Raw genomic sequence first — 16,334 nt, forward strand, 5'->3', positions numbered from 1 at the left:
ATGGTTCTGCCCGGCAGCGGTGGCCGGGGTGGGAGGCACTATAGCCCGGCCGCCGCGCCGCGCGGCGTGTTAAAGACTTTTGCTGCGATGAATTTGGCTCGCGGTGGGGGCCAATCTGGTTCATCGCCGCGCAGCACGGAGGCTGGGCGTGTTTCAGGCGGGCCTCGCGCCTCCGCGATCGAAGCCTAGACCCTTGACGGAGAAGCTCAAGCCTCCGAATTCCGCACGGAACGGATCAACTTCGTTCCTTTGGGTGGCAGGGGGACGATCTGCTCTATCCATCAGGTACTCACCAATCCAGCCCAAGCAGCCAATCCACGAAATGCTGCGCCTCCGGTTTCATCGGCGCCTGCTCGCGCTGGACGATGTAGTAACCATGCGGCGATGTCGATTCAATGTCCAGCAACCGCACGATCTGCCCCGAGGCCAGCCAGTTGCGCGCCATGGCTTGACGCACCAGCGCCACGCCCTGGTTGGACGCGACTGCCTCCAGCATCAGGCCGATATCGTTGAAGAGCGATCCGGTCGCCGGCTCCGGCGCATCCAGACCGGCCGCTTCGAACCACGGGCGCCACGGCTCGAGCGGGCTGCGCAGCAGCGTGAGATTCAGCAGTTGCGACGGCTCGTTGATGGTATTGCCGCTGATCTGCTCGAAATAGCCCCGCCCGCACGCCGGGAAGACGCGCTCGTTGAGCAGCGGTGTCGTCTTCAGATCCGGATAGCGGCCGGTGCCGTAGCGGATTTCGACGTCGGTGTCTTCGGCCTTCACGTCAAGGAACGGGATGGCCAGGTGCAGCTCCAGATCGATGTGTGGGTACAGCGCGTTGAACTCGGGCAGGCGCGGCACGAGGTGCTGGCGTCCAAAGGTGGGCGGAATCGCCACACGCAGCCGCGCGCGCTGCTTGCTGAACTCGGGTCGCGCCAGCTCATGCAGCGTGTTGAGCGCGATCTGCACGCTGCGCAGATAGCGCGTCCCGGCGGCGGTCAGCCGCAGCGCCGTGCCGGTGCGCACGAACAGGTCTTCGCCCCACAGCTCTTCCAGATTCTTGATGCGGTGGGACACCGCGCTGGGTGTCACCGACAGTTCCTCGGCCGCACGCGCAAAGCTTGCATGGCGCGCGCCGGCCTCGAAGGCAATCAGCAGATGCAGCGGAGGGACGCGCTTGAAGACAGAGGACATGCGGGCGGTCGCGGGTGGGTGAGTCGGTTACAGGTGGAAGATCTTGCCGGGGTTCAGGATGTGCTTCGGATCCAGCGCCTGTTTGATGCTGCGCATCAGGTCGATCGCATCGTTGCCGTGCTCGGCGATCAGGAAGTCCATCTTGTGCAGGCCCACGCCGTGCTCGCCCGTGCAGGTGCCGTCCATGGCAATGGCACGCGCGACGATGCGCTGGTTGATGCGCTCGGCTTCTTCCAGTTCTTCCGGCTTGTCCGGATCGATCAGCAACGCGACATGGAAGTTGCCGTCGCCCACGTGACCGACGATGGGCGCGGGCAGTTGCAGCGGGCTGGCGCGCAGGTCCTTCTCCGTTTCCACCACGCACTCGGCCAGGCGCGAGATCGGCACGCACACATCGGTGGTGACGGCGCGGCAGCCCGGCTTGAGCTGCAGGAAGCCGAAGAAGGCGTTGTGGCGCGCATTCCACAGGCGGCTGCGGTCTTCGGGGCGCGTGGCCCATTCGAAGCCCTGGCCCTTGTGGTCCGCGGCGATCTGCTGGACGGTCTCGGCTTGTTCCTGGACGCCGTGTTCGGAGCCGTGGAACTCGAAGAACAGCGTCGGCAGCTCGGGCAGCGTCAGCTTGTCGTATTGGTTGATGGCACGGATGGCGAGCGCGTCGACAAACTCCACGCGCGCAATCGGCACGCCCATCTGGATGGTGTCGATCACGGCGGACACCGCGTCGCCCATGCTCGGGAACGCGCACACGGCGGCCGACACCGCCTCCGGCTGCGGGTACAGCTTCAGCGTGATCTCGGTGATGACGCCCAGCGTTCCCTCGCTGCCGATGAAGAGGCGTGTCAGGTCGTAGCCCGCCGACGATTTGCGCGCGCGATTGGCAGTCTTGATGACGCGGCCGTCAGCGGTGACCACCGTCAGGTTCAGCACGTTCTCGCGCATCGTGCCGTAGCGCACGGCGTTGGTGCCGGACGCGCGCGTCGCGCACATGCCACCGATGGATGCATCCGCGCCCGGATCGATGGGGAAGAAGAGCCCGGTATCCCGAATCTCGTTGTTGAGCTGCTTGCGCGTGACGCCCGGCTCGACCGTCACCGTCAAGTCTTCCGGATGCACCGACAGCACGTGGTTCATCTGCGAGAGGTCGAGGCTCACGCCACCGGCCACCGCCAGCAGATGCCCTTCGAGCGACGAACCGGCGCCGTAGGGGATCAGCGGAATCTCGTGCGCGTGGCAGAGCTTGGCAACCGTCGCGACGTCTTCCGTGGTCTGCGCGAAGACCACCGCGTCGGGCAGCATCGGGTCGTAGGCGGATTCGTCGCGGCCGTGGTGGGCGCGCACGGCGTCGCTGACGGAGAGCCGATCGCCGAAACGGGCCCGCAGCGCGTCGAGCATGGCCGCCGGAATCGGCTTGCGGATCAGTTGGGAGGGCGGTGCGGGGTGATTCATGGCGTCTCGCGGGTGGCTGCGGTCTGGGGCCGCAGTTTTGGAGCTCTATCGACCATCATTCTAACGCCGGGGCCCCTGCCGCTTGCGATAATGGTGGTCTGCAACATTGCACAGCATCAAGGGAGACGCCCCGTGGGCAACCGCTTATCCAAGATCGCCACGCGCACCGGCGACGATGGCACCACCGGACTTGGCGACGGCAGCCGTACCGTCAAGGACAGCATGCGCATCGCCGCCATCGGTGACGTCGATGAGCTGAACTCGCACATTGGCGTGCTGCTGACCGAGGAACTGCCTGAGGGCGTACGTGCCGCCCTCACCGCCATCCAGCATGACCTGTTCGACCTGGGGGGCGAGTTGTGCATTCCCGGTTACACGATGGTCACGGCCGCACACGTGCTGCGTCTGGACCAGTGGCTCGCCGATTACAACGCCGATCTGCCGCGCCTGGCCGAATTCATTTTGCCCGGCGGCAGCCGTGCGGCGGCGCAGGCGCATGTCTGCCGCACCGTGGCGCGTCGTGCGGAGCGCAGCATCGTCGCGCTCGGCCGCACAGAGGCGCTCGGAGAAGCGCCGCGCCAATACGTCAATCGGCTATCGGACTTGTTGTTTGTGCTGGCGCGCGTACTCAACCGTGCAGATGGCGGTACCGATGTCCTGTGGGAGCGCGACGCGCACAAGCCAGCGTAAGCGCCATCCGTTCAGCAAAGCCGAATCGGCCCGGTGCTTGCCCGGGCCGTTTTGCTGGGGCAGGACAACGATCAGTTCACGCTCGTCGGCGTGGCCGCGCTTTGCGCCACGGCGGCCAAGCCCTGCAACTGGCCCGGCGTTGTGATTGTCAGGGCTTGCGAGGGCGTGGGTGCCGGGAAACCGGCTTCGGTCAGCGCCTCCCTGATGACTCGGTTGGTGTCGAAATAGACCTGCCAGTAGTTGTCGTTGTGCGTGTAAGGGCGAACCGCCAGCACCGGCCCGACCAGGTTGAATTCCAGGATTTCCACATCGACCGGCGGGTCGGCCAGCACATTCGGAATGGCGCTCACCTTTTCCCTGAGAAGTGCGATGGCGGCGCGGTGGTCGGCGCTGCCGGCCAACTGGGCTTTCAGCTCGACCCGGCGGTACGGGTTGACTGTGTAGTTCTGGATCGTGTCGGAAAAGATCTTGTTGTTGCCAACCATCGTGACCACGTTGTCGGGTGTGTTGAGCGCAGTGGCAAAGAGGCCAATCTCCTTGACCGTGCCGGTGACGCCGCCGGCCGTCACGAAGTCGCCCACCTTGAACGGCCGCAAGACGATCAGGAATGCACCCGCCGCGAAGTTCGACAGCAGCCCCGACCACGCCATGCCGATCGCCACGCCGGCGGCGGCAATCAGCGCTGCGAATGTCGTGGTCTGGATGCCGAAGTAGCCCAGGATGCCGATCACCAGCAGCACGTTCAGCGTAACGGTGATGACTGAGCCCACATAGCGCAGCACGGTCGGGTCGACCTTCTGCCGCTCCAGCGAGCCCTGCACCATGCGCACCGCCACATGGATGAGCCAGCGACCGACCACCCAGAAGACGATGGCGGCGAGGACCTTCATCCCGACGTCGGCGGCGTACTGCGCGATGATCGCCTGATACTTGCTTGCGGTATTAACGGTGGTGTCCACCAGGTTGTCTGCCATGGTTGCCTCCGGGAAGGAATGAGCAGGGGGAACCCACCAACCATATGCCAAAGACAACGCACTTGCGTGACTTTGGTACTTGTTGCTCACATTTGTTATAGATCCGCGCTTTGATGCGCGCGCAAAGAAAAAGGACGCCCGCAGGCGTCCTTCCCCAATCACGCTGACGGCGTGTCAGTTGCCGCTACCCGGTACCAGTCGGCGCTTGCGCACGGCGTCGGCCAGCGTTTCCAGCACCTTCACCGAATCTTCCCAGCCGATGCAGGCGTCGGTAACGCTCTGGCCATAGGCAAGGTCCGACACCGGCGTGCCCTGCACGTGGTCCTGCCGACCGGCATTGATGTGCGACTCCACCATCACCCCGACGATGCGGTTGTCGCCCGCAGCCATCTGGCGGGCGATGTCTTCGCACACCGGGATCTGGTTCTCGTGCTTCTTGCTGCTGTTGGCGTGCGAGGCGTCGATCATCAGACGGGCGGCCAGGCCCGACTTGGAGATGGCGTCGCAGGCTTCCTGCACGCTGGCCGCGTCATAGTTGGGCGCCTTGCCGCCGCGCAGGATGATGTGGCAATCCTCGTTGCCCGCCGTCGACACGATGGCCGAGTGGCCGCCCTTGGTGACCGACAGGAAGTGGTGCGGCTGCGATGCGGCCTTGATGGCGTCCACGGCGATCTTCACGTTGCCGTCGGTGCCGTTCTTGAAACCCACCGGGCACGACAGGCCGGAAGCCAGTTCGCGGTGCACCTGGCTTTCGGTAGTACGCGCGCCGATGGCGCCCCAGCTCACCAGATCGGCGATGTACTGCGGGCTGATCACGTCGAGGTATTCGGTGCCGGCGGGCAGGCCCAGCTCGTTGATGTTCATCAGCAGCTCGCGCGCGGTGCGCAGGCCGTCGTTGATCTTGAAGCTGCCGTCCATGTACGGGTCGTTGATCAGACCTTTCCAGCCGACCGTGGTGCGCGGCTTTTCGAAGTACACGCGCATCACGATTTCCAGCTCGTTCTTGAAGCGCTCGCGCTGCTCGACCAGGCGGCGGGCGTAATCCATCGCTGCCTTGGTGTCGTGGATGGAGCAGGGGCCGATGATGACGATCAGGCGGTCGTCCATGCCATGCAGGATGCGGTGCATCGCGTTCCGGCTTTGGTAGATCAGGTCGGACACGGTGTCGCTGCACGGGAATTCGCGGATCAGATGCGACGGCGGCGTCAGCTCTTTCAGTTCGCGAATGCGCAAATCATCGGTGTTCTTCGGCATGGAAAGCTCCAGGGGGATGTCTTGGTTCGTGTATTGGAAACGTCTACTGTGTTCGGATCATGTTTCGCGTCGGTGCCGGGGTAGGGCGGAGACTGGGCGAAAAAAAACCGCCAGGGTCGCTGGCGGTTTTCGGTATCTGCTGGGTGCTTTTATTTTTGCTGCAAGCGCCCCTCTCCTTCCGCCAGCGGTGCGAGATGCCAAAAGTAAAAGTAAAAAAACTTGGCGAAGGACATGGAGAGAAAGCTGGGTCAGGCAACAAAAATCAGGGAAGCGCTACTGCGCCGCACCAATCGAACCATCTTTATAACCCCTTTTCATGGGGGCCGCAAGCGCGATGTTGCCGCGCGCGCGGCGCCAAGGTCACGGCCATGCAATGCGTCAAACGGTGCCGCCCACCGTCATGTTGTCGATACGTAGTGTCGGTTGGCCGACGCCCACCGGTACGCTCTGGCCCTCCTTGCCGCACACGCCGATGCCCGAATCGAGCCGCATGTCGTTGCCGATCATGCTCACCTGCTTGAGCGATTCCGGTCCGTTGCCGACCAGCGTTGCGCCCCTCACCGGGGCGGTGATCTTGCCGTCTTCGATCAGGTAGGCCTCGCTGGCCGAGAACACGAACTTGCCGTTGGTGATGTCGACCTGGCCGCCGCCGAAGTTGACCGCATACAGCCCCTTCTTGACGCTGGCGATGATCTCTTGCGGGTCCTTGTCGCCGCCGAGCATGTAGGTGTTGGTCATGCGCGGCATCGGCAGGGCGGCGTAGCTCTCGCGGCGGGCGTTGCCGGTCACGGGCATCTTCATCAGGCGCGCGTTGAGCGTGTCCTGCATGTAGCCGGTCAGGATGCCGTCTTCGATGAGCGTGTTGCACTGCGTGGGGTTGCCCTCGTCGTCGAGGTTCAGCGAGCCCCGGCGGTTTGCCAGCGTGCCGTCATCCACCACGGTGACGCCCTTGGCGGCCACACGCTCGCCCATGCGACCGGAGAACGCCGACGAACCCTTGCGGTTGAAGTCGCCTTCCAGGCCGTGGCCGATGGCCTCGTGCAGCAGCACGCCGGGCCAGCCCGGGCCGAGCACCACCGTCATCGTGCCGGCCGGTGCTGGCTTGGCTTCCAGGTTGACGAGCGCTGAGGAGACCGCCTCGTCGACGTATTCGCGCAGCAGTTCGTCGGTGAAATAGCCATAGGCATAGCGGCCGCCGCCGCCCGAGCTGCCCATTTCTCGGCGCCCGTTCTGCTCGGCGATGACGGTCACGGAGATGCGCACCAGCGGGCGCACATCCGCGGCGATCACGCCGTCGCTGCGCGCAACGAGCATCACGTCGTATTCACCGGCCAGGCCGGCCATCACCTGCACCACGCGCGGGTCTTTGGCGCGGGCGAGCTTTTCGATCCGCTCGAGCAGGGCAACCTTTTCGGAGGCGGTCATCGAATCGAGCGGGTCGTTCGGTGCATAGAGCGAGTGGCTGCCCGGGGTGCTCGCCAGGCTGCTGGCGACCTTCACGCGGCCGGCACCGGCTTTGCCGATCGTGCGCGTGGCACCGGCGGCCTGCATCAGCGCGGGCAGGCTGATGTCGTCGGAATAGGCAAACGCGGTGCGGTCGCCCGACACGGCGCGCACGCCCACACCTTGGTCGATGCTGAAGCTGCCGGATTTGACGATGCCTTCTTCCAGGCTCCACGCCTCGTTGCGGGTGTACTGGAAGTAGAGGTCGGCATAGTTCACGCGGTGCGTGAAGATGTCGGCCAGCGCGCGCTGCAGGTGCGCTTCGTCGAGGCCGTACGGGTCGAGCAGCACGCGGCGCGCGATGGACAGATTCTGAATGGCGATGTCGCCTGCGTTCATGGTGGTTCTCGCTTTTCGCAAAAGACTTCGGTTGGGCTACATCACACGGTGCTTCAGGGCCGGCAGGTCGCGGCGCACCTGTGCAAGGCGTGCCGGGTCCATGTCCCCGATGGCGATACCTTCGCCTTCAGGGACGGCGGCGATGATCTCGCCCCACGGATCGACCAGCATGGAGTGGCCCCAGGTACGGCGGCCGTTTTCGTGGTGCCCGCCCTGTGCGGCGGCGAGCACGTAGCACTGGTTTTCCACCGCGCGGGCACGCAGCAGGATGTCCCAGTGCGCGGCGCCCGTCACGTAGGTAAAGGCTGCCGGCATCAGAATCAAGTTGAGGTTGCCTTGCGCTGCCAAGGCCCGGTACAGCTCCGGAAAGCGCAGGTCGTAACACACCGACATGCCGACGCGTCCGCATGGCGCATCAAATGCGACCGGCGTGTCGCCCGCCTCGATGGTGCGGGCTTCGTCATAGCGTTCTTCGCCGCGCACGAAGTTGAACAGATGAATCTTGTCATAGCGCGCGACCCTCAGACCGTCAGGGTTATAGGCAAGCGACGTGTTGCGCACGCGCTGCGCGTCCTCGCACCACAGCGGCAGCGTGCCACCGACGAGCCACAGCTTGTGACGGCGCGCGGCATCGGCCAAGAACCTCTGGATGGGCCCGTTCTGGTCTTCCTCGCGGATGGCGACCTTGTCGCTGTCCTTGCGGCCCATCATGCAGAAGTATTCGGGAAGCAGGGCCAACTGCGCGCCCTGTGCGGCGGCTTCCGCAAGCAGCGCCTCGGCGCGCGCCAGGTTGGTGTCTACGTCGATGCCCGTGACGGTCTGGATGGCCGCAACCCGGAAAGGTGCCTCGAAAGGCGCATCCGAGCCGGATGCCGCGTGAGCGTGCGTCAACGTGGTCGCTGTGGTGGAAGTCATGACGCCTATTTTGCCGAGGTTTGCGATGGGCTGCCCGAACTACCGTCGGACGCGACTTTCTCGATCTTGGGATCCGCCCAACCGCCGGTGATGTGGTACTGGGTGGCGAAGGCCTTCGACATCTGCTCGCCCAGGATCAATTGCGCCGCCAGGGTGCCCAGCCCGATCGCCGGATTGATGAATGCCGCGGCCAGCGAGGCGGACGTCGCGTCGACCTTGGGCGTGACCCTCACCTGCAGGTCCTGCGTCTCGTCCAGAATGTTGGCCGACCCCTGCATGGCCACCTGGAACTGCGGGCCCCTGACGGAGAAGTCGTCCGTGTGCGCGATACCGTTGGCGATGGTGCCGGTAGCTTTCACGCTGTCGAATGGCGTGCCACGTCCGGTTGCGCCGCGCAGATCGGTGGCGAAGTGCAGCAGGCCCTGCAGGCTCAGCACGCCCGCCAGTTTGGCCAGCCCCGGATCGACGTGCAGGAACTGGCCGCGCTCCAGGTCCAGGGTCATGCGGCCGTTCAGCGTGGGGTAGTCGATCGACATCGGCGAGCCGCGCCAGACGACCCGACCTTCGAGCTTGCCCTTGGCGCCGTCGATCACCTTGGCGAAGCCCATGTTCTGCAGCAGGTCGCCGGAGTCGCGCAGATCCAGGTGGAAATCGAGCAGGGTCCGGCGCTCAGGGTCATCCCCGTTGCCCAGGCGGCGTGGGATGCGCCACGTGCCGTGTGCGGTGAGCGTGGCCGCTGGCTGCTCGATCCTGAGCGTGTCCAGCGTCCAGATCGGTGCGCCCTCTGTCATCTGGCTGCGGGCCTTGATTTCCAGCTTGCCAAGCGCCTTGCCGCGCAGGTCGAACTTGTCTGCAATGAGGTCGAGCGACGGAATTTCCTGCGAGCTGCGCGCCAGCGATTCGGTGAGCGCGGTTTCTTCCTGGGCATCGGGGATGCTCATGCGTGACAGCCGCATGGTGAGTTCGCCGAAGGGCACGGCGGCGCTTTCGGCGTGCCAGCGGGCGGTGCCCGCAATCTCACGCGACTCCACCGTCGATTGCCAATTGGCGCCGTCACGCGTGGCATCGACGCGCACCGCGTTGAAGTCTCGGCCCAGCATGCGCAGCGTTTGCGTGCGCGCGCTCAGCCGGTTGGGCAGATAAGGATTGCGGCTGCCAGCGGCATTGCCGGCAGCGTTCTCGGATGCGTTCTGGCCGGCGGTCCTGGCGGGTGTGGTCGCGGCAAACACCTGGCGCCAGGCGTCGATGTCCAATTGGTCCAGCGCGAGATTGGCCTGGACCCCTTCAGGCGGCTCCGGCACCGGTTGCCGCACACCGATGCCGCCGCGCAGCACCTCGACGCCATCGCCGCTACTGCGTTGCTCATAGCGGGCGCTGGCGATGTTGCCGATCTGCAGCGTGATCTCGTCGAGGGCGTTGTTGGCTGCCAGCGGCTGCATTTCGAAACGTACCGGCAGGGGCTGCCCGGCCGCCTTGTTGAGCGGGGCCGGTAAGCGCACGGTCATCGGCGTGAGGTCCGACTGCACCTGGATGGCGGGCCGATGCTGCCGGACGCTGACCGTGGCGCTGTATGGCGCGCTGCCCTCCAGCGTGCGGGCAATTGCGGCGACCGGGCTACCCTCCGGAGCCGTTTCACGCAAGCCCTGCGCCGAGGCCGTGCCCGTCACCTGGATGCGGATGGTGCCGTCGGGCGCAGTGCCGCCGGTCGGGCGGATTTCACCGCCCGCAAAGCGTGCGCGCAGGTTGTTGAAGCCGATGCCCTTTTGCGTGAAGGTCAGCGCGCCCGTCACCTCGGTCAGTGGCGGCGCCTGTGGAACCAGGGTGATGTCGTTGCGCAGGAAGGTGAGGCTGCCTTGTGCGCGCGTCGAATGCATCTCATTGAGCGGCAGGTCGAGCTTGAGTGCCAGGGCAGCATTCCCCTGGGCGCGCGCGTCCTTGGTGAAATGGCCGATCCATTGGCCGACCGGGCTGGCCTCGACGAACTGCAGGAAATTCTGCGTGGGGCCGTCGCCGCGGCCTTCGATGGTCAGCAGCGGATTGTGGTCGCCCATGTCGGGCAGGCTGCCGCTGACGTCCTCCAGGTTTGTGCCCATCACCTTCGCATGTGCCACCTTGAATGCCAGCGAAGCCTTGTCGAAGATGACCGTGCCGTCGATGTTGGTGAATGCCGGCCATTCGCCCGGGTACGTGGGTATGCGGCCGGGCAACGCGTGAGCGGCTTCGGCCGGGGCGACCTGGTACGTGACGTCCTGGATCGGCACTTCGACACGGAAGGCACCCTTTTTCGGTGAGCGGAACGGGAAGTCCAGCAAATCGCCCGCCATCACGAAGCTGACGTTGCTGGCCGTTCCGGCCTGCAGTGCCCCCGTCAGGTAGTCGCGCAGGTGTGGTCCGAGGGACAGCGGCAGATAGCGCGGCACGCGCGGCACATCGGCGCGCTCCAACGTGCCTTTGAGGTCAACGGTGCCGACATGACTCGTGTCGGGCGCACGGCGGTAGCGCCCTGTGAGGCGGGCCGACAAGTCAGCGTTGGAGAACGCCAGGTTGTCGCTCGTGACCACCAGCTCCTGTTTGCGGTATGTCCACTGGAAGGTCCCTTGCAGACGGTCCAACGGCACACGCGGCTCGGCAAAGGTGCCAGGCAGCAACAGGGCGGCATCGGCGGAATCGATGCGCAGCGTGCCCTTGTCGTCAGAGAACACGGCATTGCCGGAAAGATTCTCCACACCAGGCATGGCGGGCTCGGGGTGATGCCCAGGCGGGACAGCGGGCAGCGGGCCGGGCCCGAATGACACTTGCCGCAGTGTGGCGCGGCCGGTGAAGTGCACCGGCGCCGGCGCGCTCGGCCGCCAGCGAGAGACATCGCGCCGCCAGTTGATGTCGAGATCGTCCATGCGGCCGGCCGGCTGCCTCGCGCGCAAGGGCTCCAGCACGGCGGCCGGCAGTGGCAGCGTGGTGGCGATGCTGCGCAGGTCAGCCAGGTCCACGGTCGCAGCCTTGACCTGCAAGCGGCGCAGGGCATCGCGCGCATCGAGAGCCCAGCCAACCGTGACGTTGCGCAATCCGCGCGGGGTGCCTGCGGGATTGGCCGGGGCTTCGATGCCGGGGCCTGCCAGTTCGGGCACTGGCGGCTGGGCCGCTTGCGCCGGCGGGTTCAGCGGCTGCCAGAGCAGGGTGTCCACGTTGAGGATGTGCTCGCCGCCGTTGGCGCGCCGGTGCACCGCCAGCACTTGCAGGCTGCGCAGCTGCAGCGGGTCGAGATCCTTGCGGAGCTGCAGGTCAAGCTGCTGCCCCGTCAGGCGTGCCTGGCTGCGTGTGAACACGCCGTCCGCAAACTCCACCGAACCGTCAGACGACAGCGTGCCGCTATTGGCGGAAGCCAGCACCGGCACATAGCGCTGCATTTCGGCCACTTGCAGCGTGTTGACCTGCCAACTGGCCTGGCCATGCCAATGGCGCCAGTCGCCAGGGCGTGCCAGCAGGTCGTGGCGGAAATCGGCGTGCAGCTGGATCGGACCGTTGAAGAGCGTGGGCGAAGTGCCGCTGGCGTCCAGCCGGTGCCGCGTGGGACCGCTACGCAACTGGATGCGCACATTGCCCATCGCGACTTCCGGCAGCTTCTGCTGTTCGTCGAGCCAGCGCACGGCGCCTTCGCGCACATCGATGTCGCCCTGGGCGAGCAGTTGGTCGAAGAAGCCGCCGTCGCCGCTGGTATCGGGTGACAGCGGCATGCCCGCCACGAGGAGCGCGCCCTGCGGGGTTCGGCGGACGAGCACGTCGGCGCGGCTTGCATGCAGCATGGCAAACGTGATTTCCATGCGCAGCAGCGATCGCCAGGAAAGCCGCGCCTGGACATCCTGCACGCCGAACGTACGACGGCCGGCGGCGTCGCGCGCGTCGATGCGCTGGGCGCGGAAGGCGGGGTGCCAGCCTTCCCAGTACGTTTCGAGCGAGCCGATGCTGACCGTGGCATGCAGTGCGCTGGAGGCCTCCCGCTCCATCCATTCGCGCGCCACGCTCACACGCGGCCACAGGACGAGGCGCACCAGCAGCATGCCGATCACGGCCAGCACGGCCAGCGCCGCCAGCGTCTTCCACAGGATGCGCCACAGCTGAGACCAGACAGGAGCGCGCACGGTGGCCGCGATGCCGTCGCCGATCGCGCCCGTTGCGTGCGCCAGCCACGTCCAGGCAGCCCGTCCGGCCGCACGCATGCCGGTCCGGCGTGGGGACAGGGTGCTGGCGTGTCCGCCGTCGGACTTCGGCGATTCTGGGGGCTGGGGCGGGCGAGGCATGACCGGGATTATCCGATATTCGCGGGGCGGCGCCACCCTGGCGGCCTGGCACCACCCCCGCAGAGTCCCAAGCACAGCGGGTGCCCGCGGAAGTCGGTGGCCACTGACCGGCAAGTCGCACATTTCAGCGAGAATGGATGTTTCCCCGTTGTTGACCTGTTGGTTCGCATGACTGATCCCGCCTTGCCGTCTGCCCAGCCATTCCTGAAGACACCCGCGTGTGCGCCCGAGGCGCCCGCTGTCGCGCTGCCGTTTGGGTTGGCTTATTCACGCTACGTTCACCGCCTCGCGCATGCACGCGAAGGCTGGGCCGAGCGTGCGCAGGCCGCCGCCGCTGCGCCCATCGACGCGGCGTGGCTCTCCGCGCGCTTTGCCGAGCTGTTCGACACCCACGCTGTCGAACTGGAGCCTGCGCTCAAGCGTGCCTTGCGGCTGCTGCGCAATGAAGTGTTCGCCGGGCTGGTCGAGCGCGACCTGTCTGGCGCGGCCACGCTCGATGAAGTGACGGGCACCATGACCGACCTGGCGGAATTTGCCGTGCGCGCGGCCATTTCCGTGATCGGCCGGGACCTGGAGGCCCTGCATGGCCAGCCCATCGGGCACGCCTCGGACGAGGTGCAGGAGCTGATGGTGGTGGGCATGGGCAAGCTCGGCGGACGCGAGCTGAACGTTTCGTCCGACATTGACCTGATCTTCCTCTACGACGAGGAGGGTGACACGCGTGGCGGCCCGCGTCCGCTGTCCAACCATGAGTATTTCACCAAGCTGGGCAGGCGCCTGATCAATGTGCTGGCCGACGTGACGGAAGACGGGTATGTCTTCCGCGTCGATATGCGCCTGCGCCCGAATGGCGACGCGGGCCCGCTCGTCTGCAGCCTGGGCATGCTCGAGGAGTACTTCGTCGTGCAGGGCCGCGAATGGGAGCGCTATGCCTGGATCAAGGGCCGCGTCATCACCGACCCGACCAGTGCCCACGCGGCGCGCGTGATTCAGCAACTGGAGCGCGTCACCACGCCGTTCGTGTTCCGGCGCTATCTCGATTACGGCGTGATCGCGGCGATCCGCGCATTGCACGCGCAGATCCGCGGCGAAGCGGCCAAGCGAAGCCACGGCGCCAATCGGCAACATGACGGGCAGGCCGGTGCCGACTCGGCGCGAGCGTCTGCGCGCGCGCCCAACATCAAGCTCGGGCGAGGCGGCATCCGCGAGATCGAATTCGTCGCGCAGGTGTTCCAGCTGATTCGTGGCGGGCAGGATTTTGCGCTGCGCGTGCGGCCCACGCTGGAAGTGCTCCGCGCGGCTGCGGAGCGTGGCCTGATCGACGCCGACGTGGTGGCGCGCCTGACCGAGGCGTACCGCTTCCTGCGCCAGCTCGAACACCGCCTGCAGTACATCGAAGATGCGCAGACGCACAACCTGCCCGGCTCTGCGGAAGACCAGCTGCGCGTGGCCCGCATGATGGGCTTTGCCGATTACGCGGGGCTCGTCGCGCAGCTTGAGGCCTATCAGGACGAGGTGGCGCAGCAGTTCGAGCAGACCTTTGCGGACAAGCAGGACAGCCAGCCGCCGTGCGCGTCGATCTGGCATGCGGATCTGCTCGACGACGAGTACACCGAGACTGCCCGCGGGCAGCTTGCCGAGCTTGGCTATGCCGATCCCGACAGTGTGCTCGAGCGCCTGCGGGCCACGCGCAATTCGCCGCGCTACCGGGCGCTGTCGGAGGTGAGCCGCCAGCGCTTCGACTTGCTCATCAACCGCGCGCTCGATCACGCCGCGCGGCAGACCGACGCGGATGTCACCATCGCGCGCTTTCTCGACTTCTTCGATGCGATCAGCCGGCGCGCGTCGTACCTGTCGCTGCTGAGCGAATACCCGCAGGCGATGGCGCGCGTCGCCCACACGCTGCACGCGTCGCGCTGGGCGGCCGATTACCTGACGCGCCACCCGCAACTGCTGGACGAGCTGCTGGACGTGGAGGCGCTGTCGGCTCAGCCCGACTGGCCGGCCTTCCGCGAGCGCGTGCGCGACCGTCTGCGCGCCGCAGAAGACCACGTCGAGATGCAGATGGACATCCTGCGCCAGGAGCATCATGCGGAGACCTTCCGCGTGCTGCTGCAGGATTTGCAGGGGTTGCTGAGCGTCGAGCACATCAGCGACCGCCTGTCCGACCTGGCCGACGCCATGCTCGACCTGACGCTGGAAACCGTGTGGCAGCAGGTGAGCACGCGCCACCGCGAGGTGCCGCGCTTTGCCGTGGTCGCCTATGGGCGCCTGGGCGGCAAGGAACTCGGCTATGCGTCGGATCTCGACATCATCTTCCTCTATGACGATGACGACGAGCGCGCTCCCGACGTGTACGCGTCCTTCGCGCGCAAGCTCATCACCTGGCTGACCAGTCATACCGCCGCGGGCACGCTGTTCGACGTGGATACACGCCTGCGTCCGAACGGCGCGGCGGGTCTGATGGTCACCCACTTCGAGGCCTTCCGCCGCTACCAGATGCGCGAGGGCGACAACGCGGCCTGGGTATGGGAGCACCAGGCGCTCACGCGCGCCCGCTTCTGTGCCGGCGATGCGGAGATCGGCGCGCGCTTCGAGGCGCTGCGCACCGCCGTGCTGCGCCAGCATCGCGAAGCCGGTCCGCTGCGCGACGAGATCGTCGCGATGCGCGAACGCGTGCTCGAAGGTCACCTCAATCCCACGCAGTTCTTCGATCTGAAGCACGACCGCGGGGGCATGGTGGATATCGAATTCACCGTGCAGTTCCTGGTGCTGCTGCACAGCGAGGTGCATGCCCGGCTCACCGGCAACAAGGGCAACATTGCGCTGCTGCACATGGCGGGCGAGCTTGGCCTGATCGATGCCACGCGCGCCGCGCAAGTCGCCGACGCTTACCGCGATTTCCGGGCCCGGCAGCACAAGCTGCGGCTCGACGGGCAATCCGCCGCGCGGGTCGCGGCCGGTACCTGTGCGCACGAGACCGCCCAGGTGCGTGCATTGTGGGCGGAGGTGTTCGGCGTGCCACCGGTGCCGTCGGCCCCACCTGCAGCATGAGTGCGCATCGACGTGCGGTACAAACCTGGGGCGCGTGTGCTGGCGTCGCCACGCTGTCTGCGGCGTTCTCGTTCGTGCCGTGGCTTCATGCGGTCGGGTTGTACCGGCGCGATGCCGTGCACGCTGGACAGTGGTGGCGTCTTGTCACGGCCATGTGGGTGCATCTGGATGCGTGGCACTGGTTGGCGGACGTGATGGCGGCAGCGGGGCTCATCCTGCTGGTGGCGCGCGTGTTGCGGCCGCAGGTCATCGTCGGTGCGCTGGTGGCGTGCGGCGTACTGGTACAGATTGCCTTGCTCAGTCAGCCCGCGGTGCAGTGGTACGGCGGGCTCTCCGGCGCGCTGCACGGGCTGGCCGCGTGGGGTGGGCTGCGAATGCTGCGCCCGTCCGTGGAGGCGGAGGACGATCGTTTCTCGCGCTGGATCGGCGTGCTGCTCTGTGTGGGTGTGCTCGTGAAGGTGTGGTTCGAGCAATCCTGGCTCTCACCCGTTGCGTACGACCCGCGCTGGGGGTTTGGCGTGGTCCGGATCGCACACGCCTTCGGCGCAGCGAGCGGATTGCTGATCTGGGTGCTGGGCGAGTGGCGCGCCCAGGGCGGATTGAGAAAGCAGCCCTGACGGCCGGTCGGCGGTGCAGCGGTTGGTACACGCGTGCCTCCGCCGGATGGGTGACCCTGTGTGTGCC

10 protein-coding genes are annotated in these 16,334 nt (G+C 66.4%); 3 read left to right on the forward strand and 7 right to left on the reverse strand.

The window, feature by feature from the left end; all coding sequences use genetic code 11:
• Positions 1–289 precede the first annotated feature (289 nt).
• A complete protein-coding gene (locus R2N03_RS00880; RefSeq protein ID WP_316653985.1) occupies positions 290–1,180 on the reverse strand; it encodes a LysR substrate-binding domain-containing protein in 891 nt (296 codons plus the stop codon).
• 27 nt (positions 1,181–1,207) lie between these two features.
• Complete coding sequence (locus R2N03_RS00885) at positions 1,208–2,626, reverse strand: FAD-binding oxidoreductase (protein WP_316653987.1); 1,419 nt, start codon at positions 2,624–2,626, stop codon at positions 1,208–1,210.
• Positions 2,627–2,758: 132 nt separating this feature from the next.
• Between R2N03_RS00885 and R2N03_RS00890 the strand changes: the two genes are divergently transcribed.
• A complete protein-coding gene (locus tag R2N03_RS00890; protein WP_316653988.1) occupies positions 2,759–3,316 on the forward strand; it encodes a cob(I)yrinic acid a,c-diamide adenosyltransferase in 558 nt (185 codons plus the stop codon).
• 71 nt (positions 3,317–3,387) lie between these two features.
• Here R2N03_RS00890 and R2N03_RS00895 read toward each other — a convergent pair whose 3' ends face one another.
• From R2N03_RS00895 to R2N03_RS00915, 5 genes are all read right to left on the reverse strand, one after another.
• Entirely contained in the window at positions 3,388–4,290 is a 903-nt protein-coding gene (locus tag R2N03_RS00895; RefSeq protein ID WP_316653990.1) for a mechanosensitive ion channel family protein, read from the reverse strand.
• A gap of 174 nt (positions 4,291–4,464) precedes the next feature.
• A complete protein-coding gene (aroG, locus tag R2N03_RS00900) occupies positions 4,465–5,544 on the reverse strand; it encodes a 3-deoxy-7-phosphoheptulonate synthase AroG (protein WP_316653992.1) in 1,080 nt (359 codons plus the stop codon).
• 378 nt (positions 5,545–5,922) lie between these two features.
• Positions 5,923–7,386, reverse strand: a complete 1,464-nt coding sequence (gene tldD / locus R2N03_RS00905) for a metalloprotease TldD (RefSeq protein ID WP_316653994.1) — start codon at positions 7,384–7,386, stop codon at positions 5,923–5,925.
• A gap of 36 nt (positions 7,387–7,422) precedes the next feature.
• Positions 7,423–8,301 carry a carbon-nitrogen hydrolase family protein gene (locus tag R2N03_RS00910; RefSeq protein WP_316653996.1) on the reverse strand — a complete coding sequence of 293 codons (879 nt, stop codon included), beginning with the start codon at positions 8,299–8,301 and terminating at the stop codon, positions 7,423–7,425.
• Between the two features lie 5 nt (positions 8,302–8,306).
• Complete coding sequence (locus R2N03_RS00915; protein ID WP_316653998.1) at positions 8,307–12,596, reverse strand: YhdP family protein; 4,290 nt, start codon at positions 12,594–12,596, stop codon at positions 8,307–8,309.
• Between the two features lie 168 nt (positions 12,597–12,764).
• Here R2N03_RS00915 and glnE point away from each other — a divergent pair, with 168 nt between their 5' ends.
• Together glnE and rrtA are read left to right on the forward strand one after the other, a co-directional pair.
• Complete coding sequence (gene glnE, locus R2N03_RS00920; protein WP_316654000.1) at positions 12,765–15,650, forward strand: bifunctional [glutamate--ammonia ligase]-adenylyl-L-tyrosine phosphorylase/[glutamate--ammonia-ligase] adenylyltransferase; 2,886 nt, start codon at positions 12,765–12,767, stop codon at positions 15,648–15,650.
• A complete protein-coding gene (gene rrtA / locus R2N03_RS00925; RefSeq protein WP_316654002.1) occupies positions 15,647–16,267 on the forward strand; it encodes a rhombosortase in 621 nt (206 codons plus the stop codon). Before glnE ends, rrtA begins: the two co-directional genes overlap by 4 nt.
• The last annotated feature ends 67 nt before the right edge of the window (positions 16,268–16,334 follow it).

This window comes from Ralstonia condita (genome assembly GCF_958405655.1).
GTDB lineage: Bacteria > Pseudomonadota > Gammaproteobacteria > Burkholderiales > Burkholderiaceae > Ralstonia > Ralstonia condita.

Excerpts from the sequence above, each read along its gene's own strand:
- R2N03_RS00885 (WP_316653987.1), bottom strand. The coding sequence starts at position 2,626 with ATGAATCACCCCGCACCGCCCTCCCAACTGATCCGCAAGCCGATTCCG.
- rrtA (WP_316654002.1), top strand. The coding sequence starts at position 15,647 with ATGAGTGCGCATCGACGTGCGGTACAAACCTGGGGCGCGTGTGCTGGC.
- glnE (WP_316654000.1), top strand. The coding sequence starts at position 12,765 with ATGACTGATCCCGCCTTGCCGTCTGCCCAGCCATTCCTGAAGACACCC.
- R2N03_RS00880 (WP_316653985.1), bottom strand. The coding sequence starts at position 1,180 with ATGTCCTCTGTCTTCAAGCGCGTCCCTCCGCTGCATCTGCTGATTGCC.
- R2N03_RS00910 (WP_316653996.1), bottom strand. The coding sequence starts at position 8,301 with ATGACTTCCACCACAGCGACCACGTTGACGCACGCTCACGCGGCATCC.
- aroG (WP_316653992.1), bottom strand. The coding sequence starts at position 5,544 with ATGCCGAAGAACACCGATGATTTGCGCATTCGCGAACTGAAAGAGCTG.
- R2N03_RS00915 (WP_316653998.1), bottom strand. The coding sequence starts at position 12,596 with ATGCCTCGCCCGCCCCAGCCCCCAGAATCGCCGAAGTCCGACGGCGGA.
- R2N03_RS00895 (WP_316653990.1), bottom strand. The coding sequence starts at position 4,290 with ATGGCAGACAACCTGGTGGACACCACCGTTAATACCGCAAGCAAGTAT.
- tldD (WP_316653994.1), bottom strand. The coding sequence starts at position 7,386 with ATGAACGCAGGCGACATCGCCATTCAGAATCTGTCCATCGCGCGCCGC.